Annotated in this window: 23 protein-coding genes; 14 read left to right on the forward strand and 9 right to left on the reverse strand. The window is 56.6% G+C overall.

The annotated features are described in order from the left end of the window. Positions 1 to 160 precede the first annotated feature (160 nt). Positions 161 to 2,059 carry a protein-disulfide reductase DsbD gene (gene dsbD / locus CLH62_RS02460; RefSeq protein WP_099616558.1) on the forward strand — a complete coding sequence of 633 codons (1,899 nt, stop codon included), beginning with the start codon at positions 161 to 163 and terminating at the stop codon, positions 2,057 to 2,059. 9 nt (positions 2,060 to 2,068) lie between these two features. Here dsbD and tusA read toward each other — a convergent pair whose 3' ends face one another. Continuing rightward, a complete protein-coding gene (gene tusA / locus CLH62_RS02465; protein ID WP_099616559.1) occupies positions 2,069 to 2,308 on the reverse strand; it encodes a sulfurtransferase TusA in 240 nt (79 codons plus the stop codon). Positions 2,309 to 2,394: 86 nt separating this feature from the next. On the opposite strand from tusA, the gene CLH62_RS02470 reads away from it, so the two are divergent. Beyond that, entirely contained in the window at positions 2,395 to 2,685 is a 291-nt protein-coding gene (locus tag CLH62_RS02470) for an antibiotic biosynthesis monooxygenase family protein (protein ID WP_099616560.1), read from the forward strand. Here CLH62_RS02470 and rlmM read toward each other — a convergent pair. Beyond that, positions 2,682 to 3,758: a 23S rRNA (cytidine(2498)-2'-O)-methyltransferase RlmM gene (gene rlmM / locus CLH62_RS02475; RefSeq protein WP_099616561.1), complete on the reverse strand. Its 1,077-nt coding sequence runs from the start codon at positions 3,756 to 3,758 to the stop codon at positions 2,682 to 2,684. The two genes, CLH62_RS02470 and rlmM, sit on opposite strands and share 4 nt — an antisense overlap. Before the next feature lie 115 nt (positions 3,759 to 3,873). On the opposite strand from rlmM, the gene CLH62_RS02480 reads away from it, so the two are divergent. Then, entirely contained in the window at positions 3,874 to 5,718 is a 1,845-nt protein-coding gene (locus CLH62_RS02480; RefSeq protein ID WP_099616562.1) for a sensor domain-containing diguanylate cyclase, read from the forward strand. A 33-nt stretch (positions 5,719 to 5,751) separates the two neighbouring features. On the opposite strand, the gene CLH62_RS21320 is transcribed toward CLH62_RS02480, so the two are convergent. Next, complete coding sequence (locus CLH62_RS21320; protein ID WP_322868507.1) at positions 5,752 to 6,519, reverse strand: alpha/beta family hydrolase; 768 nt, start codon at positions 6,517 to 6,519, stop codon at positions 5,752 to 5,754. Between the two features lie 101 nt (positions 6,520 to 6,620). Between CLH62_RS21320 and ccoN the strand changes: the two genes are divergently transcribed. From ccoN to CLH62_RS02530, 9 genes are all read left to right on the forward strand, one after another. Continuing rightward, the gene (gene ccoN, locus CLH62_RS02490; protein ID WP_099616564.1) at positions 6,621 to 8,051 is read left to right on the forward strand and encodes a cytochrome-c oxidase, cbb3-type subunit I; all 1,431 of its coding nucleotides are present in this window, start codon (positions 6,621 to 6,623) and stop codon (positions 8,049 to 8,051) included. Between the two features lie 15 nt (positions 8,052 to 8,066). Further along, on the forward strand, positions 8,067 to 8,675 hold the full coding sequence (gene ccoO / locus CLH62_RS02495) for a cytochrome-c oxidase, cbb3-type subunit II (RefSeq protein ID WP_099616565.1): 609 nt from the start codon (positions 8,067 to 8,069) through the stop codon (positions 8,673 to 8,675). 4 nt (positions 8,676 to 8,679) lie between these two features. After that, the gene (locus CLH62_RS02500; RefSeq protein ID WP_099616566.1) at positions 8,680 to 8,865 is read left to right on the forward strand and encodes a cbb3-type cytochrome oxidase subunit 3; all 186 of its coding nucleotides are present in this window, start codon (positions 8,680 to 8,682) and stop codon (positions 8,863 to 8,865) included. Then, on the forward strand, positions 8,862 to 9,752 hold the full coding sequence (ccoP, locus tag CLH62_RS02505; protein WP_099616567.1) for a cytochrome-c oxidase, cbb3-type subunit III: 891 nt from the start codon (positions 8,862 to 8,864) through the stop codon (positions 9,750 to 9,752). Before CLH62_RS02500 ends, ccoP begins: the two co-directional genes overlap by 4 nt. A 125-nt stretch (positions 9,753 to 9,877) precedes the next feature. After that, positions 9,878 to 11,308: a cytochrome c oxidase accessory protein CcoG gene (ccoG, locus tag CLH62_RS02510; RefSeq protein ID WP_099616568.1), complete on the forward strand. Its 1,431-nt coding sequence runs from the start codon at positions 9,878 to 9,880 to the stop codon at positions 11,306 to 11,308. Between the two features lie 46 nt (positions 11,309 to 11,354). Continuing rightward, positions 11,355 to 11,870, forward strand: coding sequence for a FixH family protein (locus CLH62_RS02515; RefSeq protein WP_099616569.1), 516 nt, complete (start codon positions 11,355 to 11,357; stop codon positions 11,868 to 11,870). Further along, positions 11,867 to 14,314, forward strand: a complete 2,448-nt coding sequence (locus CLH62_RS02520) for a heavy metal translocating P-type ATPase (RefSeq protein ID WP_099616570.1) — start codon at positions 11,867 to 11,869, stop codon at positions 14,312 to 14,314. The genes CLH62_RS02515 and CLH62_RS02520 overlap by 4 nt, the downstream gene beginning before the upstream one ends. Before the next feature lie 38 nt (positions 14,315 to 14,352). After that, on the forward strand, positions 14,353 to 14,610 hold the full coding sequence (gene ccoS / locus CLH62_RS02525; protein WP_099616571.1) for a cbb3-type cytochrome oxidase assembly protein CcoS: 258 nt from the start codon (positions 14,353 to 14,355) through the stop codon (positions 14,608 to 14,610). Beyond that, positions 14,607 to 15,296: a sulfite exporter TauE/SafE family protein gene (locus CLH62_RS02530; RefSeq protein WP_099616572.1), complete on the forward strand. Its 690-nt coding sequence runs from the start codon at positions 14,607 to 14,609 to the stop codon at positions 15,294 to 15,296. Before ccoS ends, CLH62_RS02530 begins: the two co-directional genes overlap by 4 nt. Before the next feature lie 19 nt (positions 15,297 to 15,315). Here CLH62_RS02530 and ttcA read toward each other — a convergent pair whose 3' ends face one another. Continuing rightward, positions 15,316 to 16,230 carry a tRNA 2-thiocytidine(32) synthetase TtcA gene (ttcA, locus tag CLH62_RS02535; protein WP_099616573.1) on the reverse strand — a complete coding sequence of 305 codons (915 nt, stop codon included), beginning with the start codon at positions 16,228 to 16,230 and terminating at the stop codon, positions 15,316 to 15,318. A 141-nt stretch (positions 16,231 to 16,371) separates the two neighbouring features. On the opposite strand from ttcA, the gene CLH62_RS02540 reads away from it, so the two are divergent. Further along, positions 16,372 to 17,040 carry a DNA-J related domain-containing protein gene (locus CLH62_RS02540; RefSeq protein WP_099616574.1) on the forward strand — a complete coding sequence of 223 codons (669 nt, stop codon included), beginning with the start codon at positions 16,372 to 16,374 and terminating at the stop codon, positions 17,038 to 17,040. 48 nt (positions 17,041 to 17,088) lie between these two features. Further along, on the forward strand, positions 17,089 to 18,120 hold the full coding sequence (locus tag CLH62_RS02545) for a polysaccharide deacetylase family protein (RefSeq protein WP_099616575.1): 1,032 nt from the start codon (positions 17,089 to 17,091) through the stop codon (positions 18,118 to 18,120). A gap of 4 nt (positions 18,121 to 18,124) precedes the next feature. On the opposite strand, the gene CLH62_RS02550 is transcribed toward CLH62_RS02545, so the two are convergent. The 5 genes from CLH62_RS02550 to CLH62_RS02570 all read right to left on the reverse strand — a co-directional run bounded on the left by CLH62_RS02550 (position 18,125) and on the right by CLH62_RS02570 (position 24,514). Continuing rightward, positions 18,125 to 19,198 carry a MalM family protein gene (locus tag CLH62_RS02550; RefSeq protein WP_228152751.1) on the reverse strand — a complete coding sequence of 358 codons (1,074 nt, stop codon included), beginning with the start codon at positions 19,196 to 19,198 and terminating at the stop codon, positions 18,125 to 18,127. 33 nt (positions 19,199 to 19,231) lie between these two features. After that, positions 19,232 to 20,857, reverse strand: a complete 1,626-nt coding sequence (locus CLH62_RS02555; RefSeq protein ID WP_099616576.1) for an OmpP1/FadL family transporter — start codon at positions 20,855 to 20,857, stop codon at positions 19,232 to 19,234. 38 nt (positions 20,858 to 20,895) lie between these two features. Beyond that, positions 20,896 to 21,906, reverse strand: coding sequence for a flagellar protein FilC (locus tag CLH62_RS02560; RefSeq protein WP_099616577.1), 1,011 nt, complete (start codon positions 21,904 to 21,906; stop codon positions 20,896 to 20,898). Between the two features lie 54 nt (positions 21,907 to 21,960). Continuing rightward, a complete protein-coding gene (locus tag CLH62_RS02565; protein WP_099616578.1) occupies positions 21,961 to 22,761 on the reverse strand; it encodes a C39 family peptidase in 801 nt (266 codons plus the stop codon). A gap of 289 nt (positions 22,762 to 23,050) precedes the next feature. Continuing rightward, positions 23,051 to 24,514, reverse strand: a complete 1,464-nt coding sequence (locus CLH62_RS02570; protein ID WP_099616579.1) for an SLC13 family permease — start codon at positions 24,512 to 24,514, stop codon at positions 23,051 to 23,053. Positions 24,515 to 24,540 lie beyond the last annotated feature (26 nt).

Genomic DNA, 24,540 nt, shown 5'->3' on the forward strand with positions numbered 1-24,540 from the left:
TCATTGGCTGGCTATTGTGCGACTTTACTGCCGCCAATACCAGAGGGAACTTTGACAGGAGTCCCGTGTCCACTGCAGGCGTAACAAGCCGGCTCGCCAGTGGTAATCGCACCGCGACAGTCCGACCGAACCAGACACTAACCGGGAATTTCTACGATCAATGACGGCTTTCTCTGCAGTAACGAAGATGAAACGCCAATGGGCGAACCCACTCAATCTGATCCTGGCGCTCGCCCTGCTCCTTTCAACAGCCAACCCGGCCTGGGCGCTGGGCAGCGGCGTAAACTCCCTGTTCGGTGGTCAGGGCAACGAATTTCTCCCGGTGGACGAAGCTCTGCCATTTAACTCCAAAACCGATAGCGACAGCGTGGTGCTTGCCTGGGACATCACCCCTGGCCATTACCTATACCGTCAACGGATCAGCATTGAGACCACGGACCCGGGGGTCCAGATTGGCGACCCGGTTTACTCCAGCTCCGGCACGACCATCGAAGACGAGTTTTTTGGTAAATCCACCGTATTTTTTGACCCGATAGAAGCCCGGGTTCCGGTCACGCTGCCTGAGGGGGCTCGGGAGGCCCAACTGCAGGTAACTTATCAGGGTTGCGCAAAAGCCGGCTTGTGTTACCCACCCCAGACCCGGGACGTCCTGTTTTACCGGGGTAACGGTGGCGCCGGATCCCAGATGGCTTCCTCGGGAAGCGTCGACGGCACTGCAATCCGGGGACCGGTCAACACCGAGACCGCGACGGGACTTGCGGGCTTCCTCGCTGAGCAGTCCACCCTGGTGATTGCCGGCGTCTTTCTGCTTCTTGGCCTGGGGCTGACTTTTACGCCCTGTGTTCTGCCCATGGTACCCATTATTTCGTCGCTGGTTTCCGGCAGAAACACCCCTACCACCGGCCATGCCCTGCTCCTGTCAGGCAGCTATGTTCTGGGTATGGCGTTGACCTACGCCGCCGCCGGGGTTCTGACCGGTTTGCTCGGCGCCAGCTTTAACCTGCAGGCGCAACTGCAATCGCCCTGGGTGTTGAGCATATTCGCCCTGATGTTCGTGATATTTGCGCTCTCCATGTTCGATCTATTCCAGATCCAGTTGCCCCGGTTTATCCGTGAATCTCTCAATGACGCCAGCCATCGCCTCACTGGTGGCCGGGTAGTCAGCATATTCGGAATTGGCGCGCTGTCTGCACTGATCGTTTCTCCATGTGTTTCGGCCCCGCTGGCAGGAAGCCTTCTTTATATTTCGACCACTCAGGATGCGGTGATAGGCGGTATTGCACTATTCTCCCTCGGCCTTGGGATGGGCATCCCACTGATCCTGGTCGCGGTCGGAGGGCGAAAACTGTTGCCAACCACGGGGCACTGGATGACCGCGGTAAAGCACTTCTATGGCGTAATGTTGCTGGCGGTTGCGATCTGGCTGATCGAACGCCTGGTGCCGGGCTGGCTGGCACTGACGCTGTGGGGACTGCTGATCGCCATTACCGGTGTTCAGCTGGGAGCGTTTGATGCGGCGAAGGCTGGCTGGGAACGTACACGCAAAGGCCTCGGCCTCGTTCTGTTTGCCTATGGTATCGCCCTGCTTGCCGGCGCCGTCAGCGGTGCCAACGACCCGCTCAAACCACTGGCCCCTTTTACGGCTGCGAGCGCCTCTGCAGGTTCCGGTGGTGGCGCCAATGCCCAGCACGCAGATTTTCAGCGGGTCGAACAGCCCGCTGAGATTCGGGATATGCTCAGACAGGCCCGGGAGCAAGGTCGCCCGGTGGTGCTGGATTTCTACGCCGACTGGTGCATTTCCTGCAAGGTCATGGAGCGCAATGTCTTCAGCAAGCCAGATGTTATCCAGGCACTGGGGCCCTATAACCTGCTGCAGATCGACATGACGGACAACACCCCTGAGCAGCAGGCCCTGCTGAATGAACTGGGTCTGTTCGGGCCGCCGGCCATCCTGTTCTATGGCAGGAACGGTGAGGAACTACCCCGGATGCGTGTGCTGGGTGAGATGAACCGCGAGGAATTCCTGAATCACCTTCGCGAAGTGCGCCCGGAAGTCTGAAGCCACCGTTTACTGACCCCTGCGTATCAGGTAGATGAATAACTCGTCAGATTCATTCTGGCTGAGTAACTCATGGCCAAGAAACTGGCAGAACCTGGGAATATCCCGTGTGGTGGAGGGATCCGTGGCAACGACCCGCAAGACGCCACCAGGTTCCACATCGTTTATGCGATTATGCAACATCATCACCGGCTCCGGGCAGAAAAGACCGCGGGCGTCCAATTCAGCGTCGTATTCAGATGCAGTCAAACCCTATCTCCTGTCATTTCGGCTGATTTTTCGAAAATACCTGCTAAATTATTGTTTATAACAGTTAAAACATGTGGAGGTTTGCCATGATCCGGGTTCTGATTGAACGTCATATTGCTGAGTCACTGGAATCAGCCTACGAAGAGCGCTCGCGCAAGGTTCTGCAACAAGCTGTCAGTGCGCCGGGGTTCATTTCCGGTGAAACCCTGGTCGACAGACACGACCCCAACCACCGGATAACCCTTGCAAACTGGCGATCCGAGGCTGACTGGGACCGGTGGTTTCACTCCGAGGAACGCCGAGGCCTCATGTCAGAACTGGTTCCCATGATGGACCAGGAGGAAGCCATCACTGTGCTGGAGCAAAGTGCCATTTAACCAGTCCGCTCAATGAAGCAGGTGATCTCTTCACGATCATGATAGAGATGGCGGGCCTTCAAACGAAAGCCGATGCCCGCCTCACTGAGCCCGTTTACCAGAATATCACGGCAGATCAGCCACTCGTCATAGCGCTTCTTCATCGGCAGCTTCAGATTAAACACCGCGAAGCGGCACAATCCCTCACCAAACCAGGAAACCGCCAGATTCGCGGTTTTTCTGGGCTGATCCACGATATCGCAGACCATCCAGTCGATTCCGCGTTTTGGGCGCCAGCCATAACCATCCGCCTCAACATGCTCCACCTGGCCCGTGGCCATCAGCTCCGGATTCATCGGTCCGTTATCCACGGCCGTTACCATCATGCCCTGGCGAACCAGCTGCCAGGTCCAACCACCGGGGGCGGCTCCAAGGTCTACAGCTTTTTTACCGCCGCCCAGGTAGTCCAGTTCCTGTTCCGCTGGAAGGAACACCTTCCATGCTTCCTCCAACTTCAGTGCAGAACGGCTGGGCGCAGACGCCGGTAACCGCAGGCGCGGAATGCCTCCGACATAACGGGCCCGGTTATCCACGAGGCTGAATCCGACAACCGCACTGGAAAAATCCGACAGAAATACCTCAAGGCGCGCCGGAGCCGGTGCATTCTGGTCTGTCCTGAGCAAGCCCGCCCCACGCAGACCCCGGGAAAGCGGCGAAACCAATTTTCGGGCAAAATTCCCCAGGTCCCGGTCCGAGTTATTCTCCGATAACCGGATTTCAACGCGTGCACACCCGGGGTAGCCCCGCCCCAGGCCCTTCAGCCCGTCAATAATGGCTCCGACGCGATCCGCATCGGGAAGCCTGAATTCACCAAGCACCACTATCCAGTCCCGGACAAACACCAGGTTATCCAGGTCGAGGCGCGCCATGACCTCATCAGCAGTATCCGGTGCGGCAGGGTGGAAACGAACCAAACCCCGATCCGTCTCTGGCTCAAAATAACCGAAGATGCCCTTTTCAGCGGCTGAGTCTGTCATCTCACGGCCGGCTTCGGTTTCGAACCCGGGCCGGCAAAATACAAGAATCTGTTCCATGCAATACCTGAAAAATGCGAACTGAAAGCCAACCCGCAAAAGTTGAATCTGTTTAACAGCGCTGATTGTCTTCTCTGGCTACACTTCCCGCTCTGATATCCGCAGGAAGTACTGAATGTCGCCGATTTTGCGCCTGTTTGCCATCCTGAGCCTTTCGCTGATCCCTGCCCTGGCATTCACAGATGCCGGCTCGCTCAAGACCGGGTGCCCAACGCTTGAAGCAACCGACAGCGGAGCGCGCGATTCACTGATGCAGTACATCTGCTTCTACAATGCGCCACCCGGTGAACCTGCCCATAATGCATCCAGGCCCGAGCAACTTCCGGAAGATCTCGCATGGACACCGGCACATGGCCGGGACCTGGTCTTCAGCGCCACGAAATCGGTGTACTGGGTTCACCTGCATATCCGGAACTCCGGGGCGGAGCGTAGTTTGTGGTACCTGAAGCTCAACTACCCCCTGCTCCATGAAATCACCCTCTGGCAAACAGGAAATGGTACTACAGAGTCCATAGTAACTGGCGATCAGCACGCGTTTTCTTCCCGCGGGATAGATTACCGGTATTTTCTATTGCCCGTCACACTGGATGCCGGCGAAACCCGTTCGATTACGCTGAGGGTTCACAGCAGCGGTGCACTGAATGTTCCGCTGAGCCTGGAAACCCCGGCGGAAGTGATTGCCGGCAGTAACCACCTGACGCTGACCCACGGACTATTCTACGGAGCGTTACTGGTGTTTGCCGTGTTCAATCTGCTGCTTTTTTTCAGCTCCGGAACGGCCTACTACTTTTACAACGCCTTTTACATGGCCGCCCTCGGACTGTTTCTGTTTGCCATGGGCGGATTTGCCAACCAGTACTTCTGGCCCAACAACGCCAGTTTTGCCAATACCTCCATCCCACTGTCCCTGTCACTCTGCGCGCTGTCCATGACACTTTTTGGGCGTTCATTCCTTGAAGTCGCCAAAGGAACCATCTCGGAAACCGCTCTGAAGACCCTGGCCTGGTTTTGTATCGGCTTCCTGGCCCTTACGCTGATATTGCCCTACACCAAAACCATCCTTCTAAACACCGTCCTGGCCCTGACGGTTATTTCAAGCCTGTTCATCATTGCCGCCGTTCGCTGGAAACAGGGTTACCAGCCGGCAATGTGGTACCTGCTCGCATGGCTGGTGATGCTGGTTGGAGGTCTTATCTATGCCCTGGCGGCGTTTGGCTATCTGACTGATTTCCTGGCAAGGGAAGCGCTGATGCAGTTCGCCGTGGGCGGACAGGTTATTCTGCTCAACTATGCCATGGTGCAGCGCTGGCGCCTGCTCAACCAGAAACTCCTCGAAGTGGAGCACAATGCGCGCACGGAGCTTGAATTCAAAGTACACGAGCGTACCGCACAGCTGAGGAACACCATGCGGGAACTTGAAAAGGCCAACCGTCAGCTGTCGACGCTGAGCATGAACGACGCCCTGACCGGCCTGCACAACCGAAGGCATCTGGACAACATCTTCCCTGAATTGTGTGCCGAGGCGCGCCGCACAGGCCACACACTGACTCTGGCTCTGGTGGATGCCGATCATTTCAAGGCGATCAACGACACCTGGGGACACAGCTTTGGGGATACCTGCCTTCAGTTCATTGCAGAAATGCTGACCAGGCATGTCAAGCGGCCCCGGGATATTGCCATCCGGTTTGGTGGCGAGGAATTCGCGCTACTCCTGCCGGGAACGGACCCCGCCGGAGCAAGGATAGTCTGCGAAGCATTGCTGGCGGACGTTGCCAACACACCTCTGATCTCGCCCGATGGAACCGAAGTAAGGATAACCCTGAGTGCGGGCATCGCATCCCTGCGCACCGGTGAAGACCAGAACCGGCTTTTCGAGCGGGCAGATGAAGCGCTGTACGCCGCCAAAAACGAGGGCCGTAACCGCGCGCTGCTCTCTGAGGTCACCGAAGCCCGAACCTGAAGACCGAACCTGATGACCGAACTGGCCAGATTCTCAGGAACTCAGGCACTCATCAACAAAAAGCCGCGTTTCGCGGGCGGCCCTTTCTATCAGGTCCTTCTGAGTGAGCTGCTGGCTTTTCAATGGCTGAAAATCGTGGTCACCACCCTCCAACCAGCGAAGTCTGACGAATTCAAGCTCCTTTTCCTGCCCGGCCATTTCTGCTGGTTTGCCAAAAGGGTCCCTGGTTCCCTGGAGAACCAGCATTGGCAACTTCAGCTCGTGGAAGTGCCCGGTGCGCCACCGATCCAGCTTTCCCGGCGGGTGGAAAGGAAATCCGAAGCAGGCGACGCCATCAATACCATTCCGTTGGCTGGCGAGAATACTGGCCATCCTGCCACCCATAGACTTGCCGCCAACCAGCAGCCTGGTTCGTTCGCCGAGCTCCCCGCGAATCTCATCAACAAGCGACGAAAAATGATCAAGTAACAAAGGCTGCCGGTCGGGCGGGCGCTTCTTCCCATCCAGACGCCGCTTCTGCATGTAGGGGAATTCAAAACGCACCGATCCAATGCCCTCCTGCCCCAGGGCTTTGGCAAGCACCTCCATAAAGGGAGAATCTGCGGGTGCACCGGCACCGTGCGCCAGAATAAGCACAACTTCCGGACGATTCCCACAAGCTTTGATCTTAATCAATCTCACAGAATTCACCTCTGGTGTGTAAGGGGCTATTATTGCTAACCAGGCAACACACATTCCGAGCGCTGAACAACTCCAATAACGGCATAAAAAAAGGAAGCCATGTTGCTGATTCCGGCGCATTTGACGGATGTCAGGAGTTGACCTGAGTCATTGCAAACAGCTAATGGTTTCTCCATACTTGCGCCCGCATATTTCCCCACTTTAAACCCATTGGTAAGGCTATGAGCACAGTAAATCCGAACCTGACATACAACTACAAGGTGGTGAGACAGTTCGCCATCATGACAGTGGTATGGGGTATTGTAGGTATGGCGCTGGGTGTGCTGATTGCAGCACAGCTGGTTTGGCCGTCCCTCAACCTCGACCTGCCCTTTACCCACTTCGGCCGCCTCCGGCCGCTGCATACCAACGCCGTCATCTTCGGCTTTGGTGGGAGTGCCCTGTTCGCCACCGCCTATTATGTTGTGCAGCGCACGTGTCAGGCCCGTCTAATTTCAGATGGACTGGCCGCGTTCACCTTTTGGGGCTGGCAGGCGATCATCGTTTCGGCAGCCATTACTCTGCCACTTGGCCTTACCTCTTCCAAGGAATACGCCGAGCTGGAGTGGCCGATTGATATTGCCATTGCGGTGGTGTGGGTCGTTTACGCTCTGGTGTTCTTTGGCACCATCATGAGGCGCAGCACCCCACACATTTATGTGGCCAACTGGTTCTATGGCGCATTCATAATTACCATCGCGGTTCTCCATATCGGTAATAACCTGGCGCTACCCGCTACTGCGTTCAAGTCCTACTCGGCGTATTCGGGTGTCACTGACGCCATGATGCAGTGGTGGTACGGCCACAATGCTGTGGGCTTCTTCCTGACCGCTGGCTTCCTGGGCATGATGTATTACTTTGTTCCCAAGCAGGCCAATCGCCCGGTTTACTCCTACCGCCTGTCCATCGTTCATTTCTGGGCACTGATCGCAACCTATGTCTGGGCCGGCGGCCACCACTTGCACTATTCTGCTCTGCCAGACTGGGCGCAGACTGCAAGTATGATCATGTCCCTGATTCTGCTTGCGCCTTCCTGGGGCGGTATGATTAACGGCATGATGACCCTCTCAGGCGCCTGGCACAAACTGCGTACGGACCCGATCCTGCGTTTCCTGGTGGTTTCCCTGTCCTTCTACGGCATGTCGACGTTTGAAGGCCCGATGATGTCCATCAAGACCGTGAACGCACTATCTCACAATACTGACTGGACCATCGGCCACGTTCACTCCGGTGCGCTGGGCTGGGTTGCCATGATCAGTATCGGCGCGGTCTATCACCTGATTCCGAAGCTCTGGGGCGTTCAGGCGATGTTCAGCACCAGCCTGATCAACGCGCATTTCTGGCTTGCGACAGTGGGCACCGTGCTTTACATCGTCGCCATGTGGGTTAACGGCATCATGCAGGGCCTGATGTGGCGCGCAGTAAACCAGGACGGCACACTGACCTACAGCTTCGTTGAAGCACTGGAAGCTTCGTACCCAGGCTATTTCGTCCGCTTCCTCGGTGGCGTTATCTTCCTGACCGGTATGCTTGTCATGGCTTACAACGTCTACATGACCGTGCGCCAGAAAGACGCGGTTGCGCAGGACAATGCGGCAACACAGCCTGCGTAACGGGAGAGAGATCAAATGAAACACGAAATTGTTGAAAAGAATATTGGTCTGATGATTGTACTGATCATCCTGACCATCAGCGGTGGCTTTCTTGCGGAAGTGGTCCCCCTGTTCTTCCTGAAGAGCGTCAATGAGCCGGTTGAGGGCCTTGAGCCCCTGTCTGCGCTCGAACTGGAAGGTCGGGACATCTACATCCGTGAAGGCTGCCACGTGTGCCATACCCAACAGATCCGCCCGTTCCGTGCGGAAACCGAGCGGTATGGCCACTACTCCGTCGCGGGCGAGTTCGTTTACGACCGCCCGTTCCTGTGGGGTTCCAAGCGTACCGGCCCGGATCTCGCACGCGTAGGTGGTCGTTATTCCGACGCCTGGCAACGCCAGCACCTTTACAATCCGCGCAGTGTGGTTCCCGAATCGAATATGCCAGCGTTCCCCTGGCTGTTTGAGGACCAGGTCGACCATACCGAGACCGCCGCGAAGCTGGAGACCCTCCAGACTCTGGGCGTGCCCTACACCGACGAGCAGATTGCTAACGCATCCGCCCAGGTTGAAGGCAAATTTGAAATCGAGGCTCTGGTCGCATACCTGCAACAGCTGGGTACAGTGCTTTCAGAAAAACGGTGAACCCATGGATATTAATGATCTACGCGGCATTCACACCTTTCTGGTAATGGCCGTCTTCCTTGGAATCATATGGTGGGCCTACAGTGCCCACCGCAAGAAGGCCAACGAGGAGGCAGCCCACCTGCCCTTCGACGATGACGACGTGGAAAAGCGTACGCTCGAACAGGAAAAAACGGAGAAGAAACAATGAGTACGTTCTGGAGCATCTGGATCAGTGTGATCGTGCTCGGTACCGTTTTCGGCTGCTGGTGGCTGCTTTATGCAACCCGCAAGAGCCAGACGACCGATAGTGAAACCGACCGCACTATGGGCCATTCCTTTGATGGCATAGAGGAATACGATAACCCCCTGCCTAAGTGGTGGTTTTACCTGTTCCTCGCAACTTGTATTTTTGCACTCGGTTACCTGGCTTTATACCCGGGTCTTGGCAACTACAAGGGCCTTCTTGGCTGGACTTCGACAAACCAGTGGGAAGCCGAGGTTGCCGCAGCTGAAGAGAAGTACGGTGAAATTTATGCCGAATTTGGTCAGATGCCGGTTCCGCAGCTGGCGGAAAACAGCGATGCCATGAAAATCGGCCAGCGCCTGTTTGCCAACAACTGCTCGGTTTGCCATGGCTCTGCAGCCCGTGGTCAGGTTGGTTTCCCCAACCTGACTGACGATGACTGGCTCTGGGGCGGCACTCCGGAGGCCATTCTGTCCACCCTGCACAATGGTCGGATGGGCAACATGCCTGCCAAAGGCACCATGCCAAGTATGACCAACGAACAGGTTGACCAGGTCGTGAACTACGTTCTGAGCTTCAGTGGGCGGGAACAGGACGCCGAGGCTGCGAAAGCCGGCAAACAGGTCTTCGCTCAGGCCTGTGTGGCCTGTCACGGTCAGGACGGCAAGGGCAATCAGGCCATGGGTGCCCCCAATCTGACAGACAATACCTGGCTCTACGGTTCCACTTATGACTGGATCAAAGAGACGGTCATGAACGGTCGTCAAAACCAGATGCCAGCCCAAAGCGGCCGGCTCTCGGAGGACCAGATTCAGATTCTGGCAGGCTACGTTTACAGCCTGTCGAACTGAGTCACCCGGCCGGGGTCTGCCCCGGCCTGGTCTTTTCAACCCTGTGCCTGCGTTTGCGGGCACAGGCTTGAAAAGATCAGCAGCCCCAGGGCCTGTTGCCCCACACTACTATTCTGGAGGTAACGATGAGCAGTGAGATCCCGGTCAAACAGGTTGACCCGTCCTCTGACCCCTCCGACAACAAAAATAAATCCGGAACCGTCGAGCTATACGCCAGCCGCAAGAAAATCTACGTCAAGGAAGTCAAAGGCTTTTTCCAGAGGATCCGCAACGTCAGTCTGCTGGCGCTTATGGGCATGTACTTTGCCTTTGTCTGGTTCACCCTGGACGGGCAGCCACTGATTCACTTTGACCTTCCTGCCCGTGAGTTCCACCTCTACGGCGCGACGTTTTACCCGAAGGATTTCATCCTGCTTTCAGGGATGCTGATCATCTGTGCCTTTGGCCTTTTCTTCATTACCACTCTGTTTGGCCGGGTCTGGTGCGGATATACCTGTCCGCAGACTGTGTGGACCTTCATCTTCATGTGGGTCGAGGAGCGTATCGAAGGCAGCCGCAACAAGCGGATTAAGCTCGACAAATCTCCCCGCTCGGCGGAGAAGATGTTCAAAAAATCGGCCAAGCATACGATATGGCTATTGATAGCACTGGCTACCGGCCTGACTTTTGTAGGCTATTTCTATCCCATCCGGGAGCTGCTTGCCGATATCTTTACCCTTCAGGCCAATGGCTGGGCCTATTTCTGGGTCGCGTTTTTCACCGTCGCGACCTACCTGAACGCAGGGTGGATGCGTGAGCAGGTTTGCCTCTACATGTGCCCATATGCCCGCTTCCAGTCGGTGATGTTTGACCCCAACACCCGTGTCGTTTCATACGATCCCAACCGGGGCGAGCCAAGGGGTGGCCGTAAGAAGGGCGTTGATCCTGCAGAAGTAGGTCTGGGTGATTGCATTGACTGCGGTCAGTGCGTGCAGGTCTGCCCCACGGGTATTGATATCCGGGACGGGCTGCAATACGAATGCATTGGCTGCGCATTGTGTATTGATGCCTGCGACGAAATCATGGACAAGATGAATTACCCCAGAGGCCTAATCCGCTATACCACCGAGAACGAACTGGAGGGAAAAACCTCAAAGCTGCTGAGACCACGAACCTTTGGTTACGGAGCTGTGCTGTCACTAATGATCGCAGCCATTATCTTCACCATTGCAACACGGGTTCCTGCCCAGATGGACGCACTGCGCGATCGAGGCGCACTGTATAGCTATAACGGTGAAGGTCGGATTGAAAACTCCTACACACTTAAAATTGCCAACATGACCGAAGTACCGCAGACCTTCACTATCTCGGTGACCGGCCTGGAAGATATCCGGATTCTGACAGACACCACGCTTACGGTGGAAAGCGGGGAAAACCGTGCCCTGCCCACGGTTGTTGATGTGCCGCCGGAGTCTATTGAAGAATCCAATAGCGAAATCCTGTTCAGGGCGCAGTCAGAAACAGATAGTTCCCTGAACCTCGAAACTGAAAGTCGATTTGTCGGTCCAACGCGGTAATCTCTGATTTCGCGAAGACTCCAAATATTTAAACAGGATTTGATTTATGATCGATGAAGCACCGGTAAGCCCCTGGTATCGCCAACCCTGGCTCTGGTTCCTAATAATGTTCCCTGCGGCGTCAATCATCTATTGCGCCATCGCGCTCACAATTTCGCTGAATATGGATAATTCGTTAGTGACGGATGACTGGTCCAAGGAAGGTCGCGGCATCAATATGTCTATTGCGCGGGACGAGAAAGCGGCCGACCTTGGTATGGAAGCCCAGATTGATTTTAGCCAACGGAACGTGACTGTTAATCTCAGCACGACTGATGGTCCGGCAGAGTTTCCGTATCTGGTCCTTAATCTGTTTCATCCCACTCTGTCGGATCAGGACCGCGTCGTCCAGTTCAAGCAGATTGCACCGGGCAGGTTCGCCGGCCAGCTTCATGAAGACATTGAAGGCCGCTGGTACTACGATCTTCGGGGGCCGGCCAATGAATGGCGCCTGAAGGGCGAAACCCGGCTACCCTCGGAAAGCGGAATAACGGTCAAAGCTGCGGAGTATGCCCAAGGTTGACCAGCCTGGATTGCTTTCATTGCGGCGAGCCAGCCGACGGTGAGCCGCCCATCACCCTTGAACTCGATGGTACAACCCGCCACTTTTGCTGCCAGGGCTGCAAGGCGGTTTGCCAGACCATCCATAATGAGGGTTTGACCGGGTTCTACGAATTCCGGACGGAGTCTGCGGTTACCCCCAAACAGCTGACCCCGGTAGAGGTCAACCGTCTGAGAGAAATGGACCATCCACTGGTTCAGGCATCGTTTGTTGCACCTGTGAAAGGCGCCCAGGAAGCCCAGTTACTGATCGGCGGCATTACCTGCGCTGCCTGCATCTGGCTGCTGGAAAATCATATGAAAAGGCAGCCGGGCGTGGTGTCCTTCTCGGTCAATCACACCACGCAGCGGGCAAGACTGGTCTGGTCCCAGGATCAGGCGCCCCTGAGCGACCTGCTGATTGCCATCTACGAACTGGGATACACCGCCCGCCCCTACCAGGCAGACGAAGCCGAACAGGCCCTCAAGGCCGAACACCGGTCCATGCTGATTCGCCTCGCGATTGCCGGCATCGGCTCCTTCCAGAGCATGATGCTGGCGTTTCCGCTGTATTTTGAGCTGGTCAACGACCTGTCACCACAGTTCGTAAGCTTCTTCCGGTGGTTCAGTCTGCTGGTAGCCACACCGGTGGTTTTCTACAGTGCCGCGCCTTTTTTCCGCAACGCCCGGCGCGATATCCAGAGCCGGCAACTGACCATGGACGTGCCCGTTGCCATTGCCATCGGTCTTGCGTACCTTGCCAGCGCCTGGGTAACCGTGATCGGTGGCGAGGAGGTGTACTTCGAGTCCGTGTGCATGTTCACCTTCTTCCTGCTTCTGGGACGCTATGTTGAGGTTCAGGCCCGCTATCGCGCAGGGCTGACAGGCAATGCTCTTGCCGGCTTCCAGCCAACGGTTGCGACGTTGGTGAGGGGTGATGATTCAGAAATTGTACCCGCCCACCAGGTAAAACCCGGGGACATCATTCGCGTTCGGCCGGGAGAAACCCTGCCCATTGATGGCGAAATTGTCCGGGGCCAGTCAACCCTCAACGAGGCGGCACTGACCGGCGAGTACCTGCCGGAGACCCGGTTCCCCGGAGACCCGGTCCACGCCGGCAGCGTCAACGGTGAGAATGCCCTGGACATTCGGGTGGTAAAAGCCGGTTCCCAGACCCGCCTCTCCGGTATCCTGAGGGTACTGGACCGGGTTCAGTCAGAAAAACCCCAGGTTGCGAGGATGGCTGACAGGATAGCGGGTAAATTCGTTGGGCGAGTGCTGATCCTGGCGCCGATTGTCTGGATCGGCTGGTGGCTGGCCGGTGCCGATAATGCTTTCGATATTACCCTCTCCGTCCTGGTTGTTACCTGTCCCTGCGCGCTGTCACTGGCCACGCCCACGGCGATCACCTCGGCAACCGTGAAACTCCGCCGCCTTGGATTCCTGCCAACACGGGGGCATACCCTGGAATCGATGAATACTGTAGATACCGTGGTATTCGATAAAACCGGGACCCTGACCCGGGGTGAGCTGAGTCTGGTGGAAACCGAGATCGTCGGCAGCATGGACGAAAAGACCTGCCTCAAGCTCGCTGCCGGGCTGGAAAAATACTCCGAGCATCCGATTGCCAGAGTTTTCCATAACCGAACCGCCGCCGCGGTCGAAAACGTGGAAAACCACCTTGGCGGAGGACTGTCTGGAAAGCTGGCGAATCTCGCGCTTTTTATTGGCCATCGGGGATTCGTAGAGCAACACACTGTGGCACCATTCCCGAATAGCGGGCAGCATCAAGGTATGGAAATCTGGCTGGCCTCTGACAGCGAATGGCTGGCCTGTTTCAGGTTGGATGACCAACTCCGTGACGACGCCCGTTCAGCCATCAAGGCTCTGCAAAGCGCGGGTATACGCACCCTGCTTCTGAGCGGCGACCGCTCGGGCCATGTCAATCAGATTGCTGGCCAACTGGGCATCGACGAAGCCATAGGCCAGGCATCTCCGGAACAAAAACTCGCCGTTCTCGAACAGCTGAAGGCTGAGGGGCGACAGATCATGATGGTGGGCGATGGCCTGAACGACCTGCCCTCCATGGCCGGAGCCGGCATTTCGGTTGCCATGGGCACTGCCGCGGACCTGACTCAGCTGAAGGCCGATGCGGTACTACTCAATGGCCAGTTACTACAATTGGTTGAAGCCCTGAAGACCAGCCGTCAGACCCGCAGAATTATCCGTCAGAATCTGTGGTGGGCCCTTGTTTACAATGTCTGCGCACTGCCGCTGGCTGCGGCTGGACTGGTACCACCCTGGCTGGCCGCGATTGGCATGTCACTCAGCTCACTGGTCGTTGTCCTTAATGCACTAAGACTTGGTAAGGCGCCAGGCGAAGCACATCCGGACAATTCCCTGGTTGGCGCCCGGACACTGGCCTGATAACGTACCTCTATATTCTTTTCCGCGAGGTTTAACCCGTGCAAATCGTAATGTTCCTGGTCCCGGTGATGCTCATACTGGTGACGCTGGGCATCGTATTGTTTTCATGGGCCGTAAAAAACGGCCAGTACGATGACCTTGAGGGTCCGGCCCACCGGATACTCTACGATGATGACAAGGACATGATCCCGGACGACGCCCGGACCGACAGACCGGCAAAAGAAGCAACCTCAGAGCAGGCTGCGGATACCAACGAGGAGAAAGATCTGGAAGAGGACAAGCCCGAAAAAGGATGAGCCCGGAACTTTACCTCAGCTATCCAAGTGCTTTCCTGATCGGACTGCTCGGCAGCACTCACTGCCTGGGAATGTGCGGGGGTATCAGTGCTTCCCTCTCCATGGCCTTGCCAGTCGGCAAGGGCTTCAGGCTTCGACAGACCGTGATGTTACTGGCCTTCAACTTCGGCCGGATTGGCAGTTACGTTCTGATTGCAACCCTTATTGCGCTGGCCAGCACCTCTGCGGCCAGCCAGTGGGCATCCGCTGGCCTTGTCCTGCGCACACTGGCGGGCGTATTGCTCATATTTATGGGCCTGTCCATGGGCCAGTGGTGGCAGGGTATCCGCTATGTCGAACGCGTCGGCGCCCCGATCTGGGGCCGACTTTCTCCCCTGACCCGCCGCTTGCTTCCTGTAAATCATGGCGGGCAAGCTCTTGCCCTGGGCGCGCTCTGGGGCTGGCTGCCCTGTGGCCTGGTTTACAGCACGCTGGGTTGGGCGGCACTGCAACCGACGGTGGGATCTGCGGCATTGACCATGCTGTTTTTCGGGCTTGGAACCCTGCCGTCCATGCTGGCAACAGGGTATGCCGCAGGCTGGATTCGGAGCTTGCAGACACACCGGCTATTCCGGAAAGCCACCGGTGCGCTGCTGATTCTGTTTGGTGTCTGGACACTACCATTCCAGCACCTGGTCGGGCATTAGACCGACGCCTGAACGATCGCTAGATGTTCAGCACATCCAGACGGCCAAAACTGCTTGCTTCCTCCGGTTCCGCCGTATGCACCGCCTGGCGCTTTCCGCCCAGCCGTCTGCCTTCCCGGAAGTCGTACAGATTGGTATCCGCCAGATGTGACGGTTCAACGTTGCACATGGCGCGGAACATGGTTTCAAGGCGCCCAGGGTGCTGTTTGTCCCAGCTCTGGAACATATCCTTGATCACCTGGCGCTGGAGATTTTCCTGGGAGCCGCAAAGATTGCAGGGAATAATCGGGAATTCCCTCAGGGCCGCGTAGCGGGCAATGTCCTTCTCACGGCTAAACGCCAGCGGCCGGATGACCGTATTGCGGCCGTCGTCACTATGGAGTACCGGCGGCATCGACTTGAGTTTGCCGCCGTAGAACATGTTCAGGAACAGGGTTTCCAGAAGATCGTCCCGATGGTGGCCCAGTGCAATCTTGGTAACACCGTGCTCCTCCGCAAAATTATATAGAATTCCGCGACGTAGGCGGGAACATAGGCCACAGGTGGTCTTCCCTTCCGGCACTTTTTCCTTAACAATACTGTAGGTATCCTTCTCGATGATGTGATACTCGATACCCATGGATTCAAGGTATGCGGGCAGCACCTCTTCCGGAAACCCGGGCTGTTTCTGGTCAAGATTTACAGCAATCAGTTCAAACGAAACCGGCGCACTCTTCTGCAGGTTTAGCAGAATGTCCAGCATGGCGTAAGAGTCTTTACCGCCGCTGAGACAGCACATGACTTTGTCACCGGCTTCAATCATCGAGAAATCGGCAATCGCCTGCCCGACTTCGCGGCGCAGACGTTTCTGCAGCTTGTTCAACTCCAGTTTCTGGCGGCGTTCGCGCTCAGGGTTGAGGGACTGTTCGGAACTGGCGATCATTGTTTCGGACATACCAACTACGTTCATAAGGCAAGTGGACGAAGGATTATACGCGTCACATGGATTCAGGGACAGGATACCGACATCGATATGTTTCGGACTGGCAGCCGGCCACACTTCCCTGACGGACCCGAGTCCCCTACCATTGGACCTATGACAGATAACGACTCCAACATAAGCTTCCCATCTTCCCGGGCGATCGAAACCGATGCCCTGCTTGAGCACCAGGTTCAGCATCTGCTGGTGGCCGTGGAACACGAACTTCGATCGGCGCCTGCGGGAATGAACGAGCTGTCGCTGATCAAGTCACTCCAGAGACCACCGTGGGAACTTCTCGGCGAAGTCAGTTTCAACGAACCGGAAAAGCTCTACCCGGTTCATTTTCTGTTATTCCATGTACTGTACCGGCTTCGTGACCAGTTATCCGAGACGGGCGAAAGTCTTCGGATTTCACCGTTGAATATCTGCGTGGAAATCCAGAAGGTCATCGGTGGCAAAGGGGTACCAGATGGTGTCGACACGTTGCGCCAATTCTATCTGGACCTATCCCAGTACCGTTTGCCGGAAGATGCAATACACCAGATGATGGACGATTTCTGGACCGGTCGCCCCGGCGGCAAGGGCCCGGCACAGGCAGAAACGAAAGCCGCCGCTGAGGCATTGGGTTTTGAGGCCTTGCCATCAGATTTCCCCTCTGTGAAGCAACGTTTTCGGCGTGCGGTTATGCACGCGCACCCTGATCGGGGAGGCAACACGGAAACGATCCAGCGTTTGAATGAGGCATTCGCCGTTCTGAAAGCTCATTTTCGCCACAGCGCCTGATCAATCTTAAAAAAGATCGTTTTCAGTTCAGTCAATTCAGGAGACACCATGCCGACCAGAGCACTTGTTAAACCACTTGCCGTGTTTTCACTGTTGGCGGCAGCCTTTCCAGCATGGTCTGATCTCGTCGTGCTCCAATACCACCATGTGAGCGATTCCACTCCACCCGCGACCTCCACATCGGTCTCGCTGTTCGAAGGCCAACTCGAGAAGATTTCGGATCTGAACATCGATGTCGTCAATTTACTTGAGGGTACAAGGAAAACACTGACTGGCGGGGATGAAGGTGACAACCGCATTGCCATTACGTTTGATGACGCCTACGAGTCCGTCTATTCAGAGGCCGCGCCCTTGCTGACGTCGAAAGGCTATCCCTACACCATATTCGTGAACACCCAGGCGGTAGGCCGCAACGGCTACATGACCTGGGATCAGATTAAAGAACTTGCCGGGCGGGAAGGCGTCACTATCGCCAACCACAGTGCCGACCATGGCCACCTTGCGAAAAAGCCCGGCGAGACAGATGGTGAATGGCAAACCCGCGTCTCGAACAGTCTCGATTCTGCCCAAAGCACCCTCTCCGACGAGCTCGGCTCCAGTGTGCCGCTGTTCGCTTACCCCTACGGCGAGTTTGACGAGGCGCTTGAGAAGCAGCTGGCAGCACGGGACTGGTACGGTTATGGCCAGCAGTCCGGGGCGATCGGGCCGAAATCCGCCAGAACGCGGCTACCTCGCTTTCCCATGGCCAATGCCTATGGTCAACTGGCCAGCCTTGAGAACAAACTTCTCAGCAAGGCCTTTCCGATAGATGCCGGAAACCTGCCAGATGGTGTGATCTCTGAGAATCCGCCGACTCTGGCCTTTCCGCTGGTCTCACCCATCAGTACAAACAGGCTGACCTGCTTTGCCTCTGGCCAGGGGCGGATCGAATTCGATGTGGTCGACGGCGCCGTCAGGGTTAAAGCCCCGGACAGCTTCAACAGCAGGCGGTTTCGCTACAACTGCACCCACCCTGCGGGCAATGGCAGCTACTACTGGCTTTCACAACAATGGCTGGATCTGAGCAAACCGGAGGACTGAGGCCTCAGCCTTCTACCTGCATCAGTCCGAGCTCGCCCTGCCGGATGTGAGGGATCCGGCGCGGGCCTGACCGGGTTTCAATAACGGTCTGGCCATCGAGGTCCTGTTGACGGGTAAAAAGAACAATCCACCGCTCCCCCCGGGCCGGAAATGCAGGGATCCAGGCTTCCAGATAACCAAGGCGACGCCAGTTCTCCGGCTCGAAATCCATCACCAGGTCCGTGACTAACCGAACGGGCTCCATTTGCTCGTCGAGAAACACCACAGATGGGACGAAAACGCCGTTTCTGGCGTAGGAACGTAGCCGCATAACAAGGCTGCCAACCGTTTCCGCATCCGGCAGTTTCACCAGCTCATAGGGGCTGGCACCGGTCAGGAACGGATGAACGTTCGAACTTTCCGAGAGCGTGACGCCGAATTCCCGGCCCGATTGCCAGCTCCGATTATCTTGAGTATCCAGAGATTCACAGCAGCCGGCTGAGAAACGTGCGAAAAAATCATCAGCGGAACGTTCAATACCGAGAATGGCGAACGCATCCGGATCATGTCCGGGCACCGGCTCAGGGGCCGACTGGCTATCGCCAGCATGGTAAACACGGGCTTCAGTAATCTGGACAGGCGGCTCTACCAGGCCTTTCTGACGATCCGTACGGGTATCGGGCCGGTAATAGCTGACCCTGACGTTACCTTGCGCGTCCCGCCATGTGAAGTAGGGTTGCCGTTGGCCAGGGCGAACATAGCCGTCTTTCTCAAGCTGCTCCGCGTCCGGGTAGTTCTCCAGGGTGTATTCGGTTCCTTCTTCGAGGGCCGCGGGCTTGCCTGTTCCGGGTTCCTGTGACTCCGAAGTGGACCCATCGCCAGGCTCACCGGCTTTTTGGTCGGTGTTCTTCTCGGCGCTCTTACCCATGCTTTGTCCGGTAACTCCGACAATCGGTGAGTACCGGACCCTGCCCTGCTCATCAACCCAGGTGAAATAGCCCTCCCGCTCAGAGACGACCGAGCCGCCACCCTGGCAGCCTGTCAGTACCGTAGCGAGCAGTAGACACAGTGCGAATTTCAGAAAAGAGCCCTTGGTCACGGGAAATATCTACTCTATGGTTCGCGGAAGCTCTCAGAATTTTGTCCGGAAACTGAGGCCTGCCATCACAACCCGAAGCGAGGTTTTAACATCGAGGCCTGCATAGGGGTTGTAAATGATGTTGGTGATATTGTCGCAGTTTACGTTACAACTGGTGTCCGCAGGAATCGACTCCACCGAGTGAAGATAACTAAGGTTCATATCAATCTCGGTGTTCTTGTCCCACTGGTACCCCATACCAACACTGTAGAGATTCGCACCACCAAAAGGCGCCATCACCTGTCGCTGATCATCCGGGATAACCGAATCCCGGATTTCAACGCCCGCCCGCAAGTCCAGACGTGATGAGGCATGAAACTCCATCCCGAAAGCCCAGTTCCACTGACTCTTAAAACCCAGTGGCAGTCTCAGGGTGTTCGGCGTGGCATTGTCTGGCGAGAGGATCCGCGCCGCGTTCAGAAACTCCAGGTTCCGATCGAAACGAAAAACAAACGCGTCCCACTGTTTGTAGTCCGTCCACCCAATATCGGCGTTCAGGGTCAGTTTCGGGTGCACATCGACACTGATGCCGGTCTGGAAATGCTGGGGATAGACCAGATCCATGCTGACATTGCCGGATTCCTTTGGTGCACCCGATGGGAGGCTGAGAATGGCGGAGGTAATGGCACCAAGCACCGACCCGTTGACACTTTGCCAGAAGCCAGACCAGTCGTCGGTATACTGGATTTCGAAGGTGCCCTTCATGTTCATGTCGGCTTCGGAGGTGTAGCTCGCCCCCCAGCTGAACCAGTCGGTCGGCTCCCACATCACACCCAGAGTGTAGGTGGGTGAGAGGGTTTCCTGAACGTTGATATTCAGGGCGCCGATATCATCCCAGGGACCAACATTACCGCCACAAAGCGCAAGCCAGGGCTGAAGCGGCTCATCACCGCTTTCACAGTTGAAGGCGTCCTGAAGCACCTCCGCCACACCCAGCAAAAGGTTAGGCGCCCGCATGTACTGATCGGCTGCAACCCCCATGTGAGACAGGTGGATACCGGCACCCACGGACCAGTCGTCGTTAATCTCGTAACCAATCGTTGGTGACAGATAGGTGGTTCTCTGCAACGCCGTTGCCTGAGGCTGATACCGGCCAGGGTCGTCCTTGTCCCGATAGAAACCCGCCGCCATAGGCAGATAAAACGCATTCCCGAAAGTCAGTTTGGACCCGGGTGGGTTGATACTGATACCCGCTGACGGTGCGAGGGCCGGCCCCGGGGGCGTTCTCAGAATGCCGTAGCCCGGCAGGTACAAAGCCACGTTATTGGTATGGCTGTGGGTATTGGCAACCGGATCCCGCTGTCTTCCGGTTTGCGGATCCGTCTCCAGGCCATCAATACCAAAAATCTCGTAACCTTCAGGCGCTATAAAGTCCGCGTCGATATCCAGATAGACGCTCATCAGGTTCACTTCGAGCTGGCGACCCTCCAGCTTGGTCAGACCCGCCGGGTTATAGTGAATTGCCATGATCCCCGGAGGATCAGCCGTCACCGCGTTCCCAAGCGCCAGCGCCTTGGGATGAATCGTCAGGTTCTGTGCTAACTGGGCCTCGGCTCCACACGAGATGGTCGTGGCAATCAGGGCCGCGAGAATCTGCAGGTTGTGGCTTTTCTGTCCCATGAAATCCTTCCCTTCCCGTAGATCGTCAACGACACCAATCACTCTTTGAGGCCGGAGAAGTTAATGGGCAGGGATACCCCCAGGGAAAAGTCCGGCGCATCCTCGGTGAGGCCAATCCCAAGGCTGGTGTTGACGATGGTGGTATCGCTGACGCGGGTCCCCAGGGACATGCTCAGGAAGCCGGTCATCTGATCCTGGGCCACGGCCTGGTCGCCATTCGAGAAGGTCAGGATGGTTTCGTCGCTGTAGCTGAGCTGAGCCGAAATACTGAGTGAGATGTCGTAGGACAGGGAGTAGGCAAAGCCGGCCGAACCAGAGAGCCCGAATCCGGGGTCCACTTCCGTCAGCAGGCGGGCTCCACGAACCTGCTGGAGATTTTCTGCAGGCAGGTTGTAGGTGGCGCTCACCGAGCCGAAAATTACAACCGGGTCCAACACCTTGGACAAACTTGCGCCGCCACCGATGGAGTAATAACCACTGCCAGTGGAAAGCTGCTCGTTGATATCAATCTCGTAGGGGCTGACGCCGGTCTTGCTGGACAGCGTACCGAACAGGGTGGTCGACATCTTGCCGGGCACATAGGCGAAAGGCTGCCAGCGACCGGTAAAGGAAATGTCGCCGAAATCGTAAACACTCAGCTCGTCCTGGGTATCGTACTTGACCACCAGAGGGATACGAGTGCCAACAGTGAGGTTGTCCAGAAGACCGTAATCATAGGAAAACGAGTTGGTAAAGCTGTGGGTTGCCGACGGTACTACATCGAGATTCCTCACGGAGCCGTTGGTGATGGCCAGGTCCAGCCGCTGATCGGCAGTATAGGAATAGTCGAAGGAGTAGTTCAGGGAGTGAGAGCCCTTCTTCTGCAGGGAGTAATTCTTCTCCGCAGCCTGAAACACTTCTTCCAGCTGTTGGGAAGCGTCCTCGTCTCCTTCCTGCCGGGCCAACGCCTCCCGCGCCTGGTCCACACTTCCTTCCTGCGCCAGGGCCATGCCCGGAAGCAGACCTGCCGTGGAAACAAGGATAAAGCCTCGCACAAACCAACGATTCATCCTGACTCCCTTATTTTATTTGTAATGTTCCTGCCCCGGGGAATTCCCGGAAAATTAGTTACGACGGTAGTGCAATTGCTTTCGAGTGTTCTCGACACTGCCGTCGGGATTGTTTTTCTGGCGTTCCAGCAGATTCTGGATCCGCCTCTGGGTGGATTCGTGAAACGCCGGTATCCGTTCCAGCGCCAGAAGGGTCATTGTCTGGTCGTCCACAAAACGAAGGTCTTCCTCTTTCAGCTCCAGGTTGTCCAGCGGCTTGTCACTGCCCGGAAAGACAATGAACAATACATTGTCGTCCCACTTCTCCTCGAACTGAGCCAGCGTGAAGGAAATATTGCCTACCGAAGGATCTGCCATGTACACCCGCCCATCCCGGATGGTCCGCAACACCACAAAATGCTTGAAACCCGCATGATGAATGGGAACGATGGCCGGGTGGTCCAGATCTTTAAGGTCATCAATGGTGGCCCGGAAACCTCCTGACGGATAACCCAGAGCGGTCACCAGCCGCTTCATGTCGAGCATGGAAAATGCCCGCCGCTCAACAATTCGCTCGCTTTCACCGTAATGGAGGAGGCCTTCCATAACCTGACGTTCAGACAGTGTCCGCCCCAGATAGAAGTTCAGCACCGTGGTCAGCGCCGCACTGCCACAGCTGTAATCGTAGGCCTGGCGAACGATGTTCCGGAACTTCTGCTCCACCAGAGGCTCAACCCGGACATCAGAGCGCAGGGTGACAGGGCTGGAGTCCACATCCTGCTGAATAACAATGGCGCCTTTTTCATAGGGCTCCACCACAGTTGCTTCCTGCACCATGGTGAATGTGAGAATGGATCCAGCGAGCACCAGCAGCATGTCAGACAAAGTCCTTGTTATTATTGGCCACGGTATTTATCGGGTTACATGTTGTTACGGTAAGATACCGAAAAGCCTGCCCCCTTAAAGATAACTGTGCCTCAAATCTGTCGCCGCAGAAGGGGCCTTCCGGACCGGATTTGAGAACTGGTTCATGGCACTTGCGGCGCATGACAGATTTTCGGTCATTTCAAGACGACGAGACCACGATCAGGGGGGCGTAGGAGAAGTGACAGAGGGGTAAAGACAGGGACGGAGGAAAGCCCGACATCGAGCGGGGCTCTCCCCGTTACATAGAAAAGACCACTCCCAAAAGCAGGTAGCTCAGCAGGGTCACAACCAGAATACCCATCAGGTTCAGGGCAAAGCCCGCCCGGATCATATCGCTGATCTGCATATGGCCACTGGAGAACACTATGGCATTGGGCGGGGTTGCCACCGGCATCATAAAGGCACAGCTGGCTGCAATGGCGGCGGGAACCGTCAGCAACAACGGCGATACCCCCTGGCTCATGGCAAGTGCACCCAGCAGGGGCAAAAAGGCGGCGGCCGTTGCGGTATTGCTGGTGACCTCGGTGAGAAAAATGATGACGGCAGCCACCAGCACAATCATCACAAGCGTTGGCAGGGTCCCCGCCACCCCGAGACTTTGCGCGATCCACTCCGCCAGACCGGAGCTGCTGATCACGCCAGCCATTGCCAGGCCACCACCGAACAGCAACAGAACCCCCCAGGGGATACCCTTGGCCGTTTCCCAGTCCAGCAGGAACTCCCGTTTGCCGGCATGTACCGGAATAATAAACATGGCAATAGCGGCGGCGATGGCAATACCGGTATCGCTTAACCATGGCATCAGGCTGTCTGATAACAGCGGGCGGAAAATCCAGGCACTGGCGGTGATCAGGAATACCGCCGCAACCAGCTTTTCGCCCTTGCCCAGCGGCCCTAACGCATCAAGCTCCTCCCGTATAGCAGTGCCGCCATCACCGGAACTGCCCAGGCCAAAGTCGCGACGGGTCAGCCACCACCATGCCAGAGCCAGCATAACGATCGTGACCGGAACCCCAAGCAGCATCCATTGGGCAAAACCGACCGATATCCCCTGGTTTTCACTCAGATACGCCGCCAGCAGAGCATTGGGCGGTGTGCCGATCAGTGTTGCGATGCCACCTATACTGGCGGAATAGGCAATGGCCAGCAAAAGCGCGGTGGCATAACGCCGAACCCCGTCCGGATTATCCGTGCCCATCATGCCCACAACCGACAGGCCAATGGGCAGCATCATGATGGCCGTTGCGGTATTGCTCACCCACATACTCAAAAAAGCGGTGGCCAGCATAAAACCGCCGATCTGCCGCCGTGGTTCACTGCCAACGGCCTTCAGGGTCATCAGGGCTATTCGCCGATGCAAATTCCAGCGCTGCATGGCAAGCCCAAGTGTGAAGCCGCCCAGAAACAGGAAAATAATCGGATTGGCGTAAGGCGACGTGGCCTCACCAACGCTCCCGAGCCCGAGGGCCGGCACCAGAACGATCGGCAGTAAAGCGGTAGCCGGAATCGGGATGGCTTCCGTTGACCACCAGGTGGCCATCAACAGCATCAGACCCAGGGCTGCCCAGGCTTCTGCGCCCATGGTTGCCGGGGGTGGGAGAACAACTGTTGTCAGCAGAAATGCGGCGCCAAGAAGCAGGCCGATGATCTGGCTCCGTGGAAGTCCATCCGATGTGCTTTCAGCCGGAAGTTCGTCAGACATGCCGTTCTATTCCATTTTCCGAGATA

The organism is Marinobacter guineae, assembly GCF_002744735.1.
Classification (GTDB): domain Bacteria; phylum Pseudomonadota; class Gammaproteobacteria; order Pseudomonadales; family Oleiphilaceae; genus Marinobacter; species Marinobacter guineae.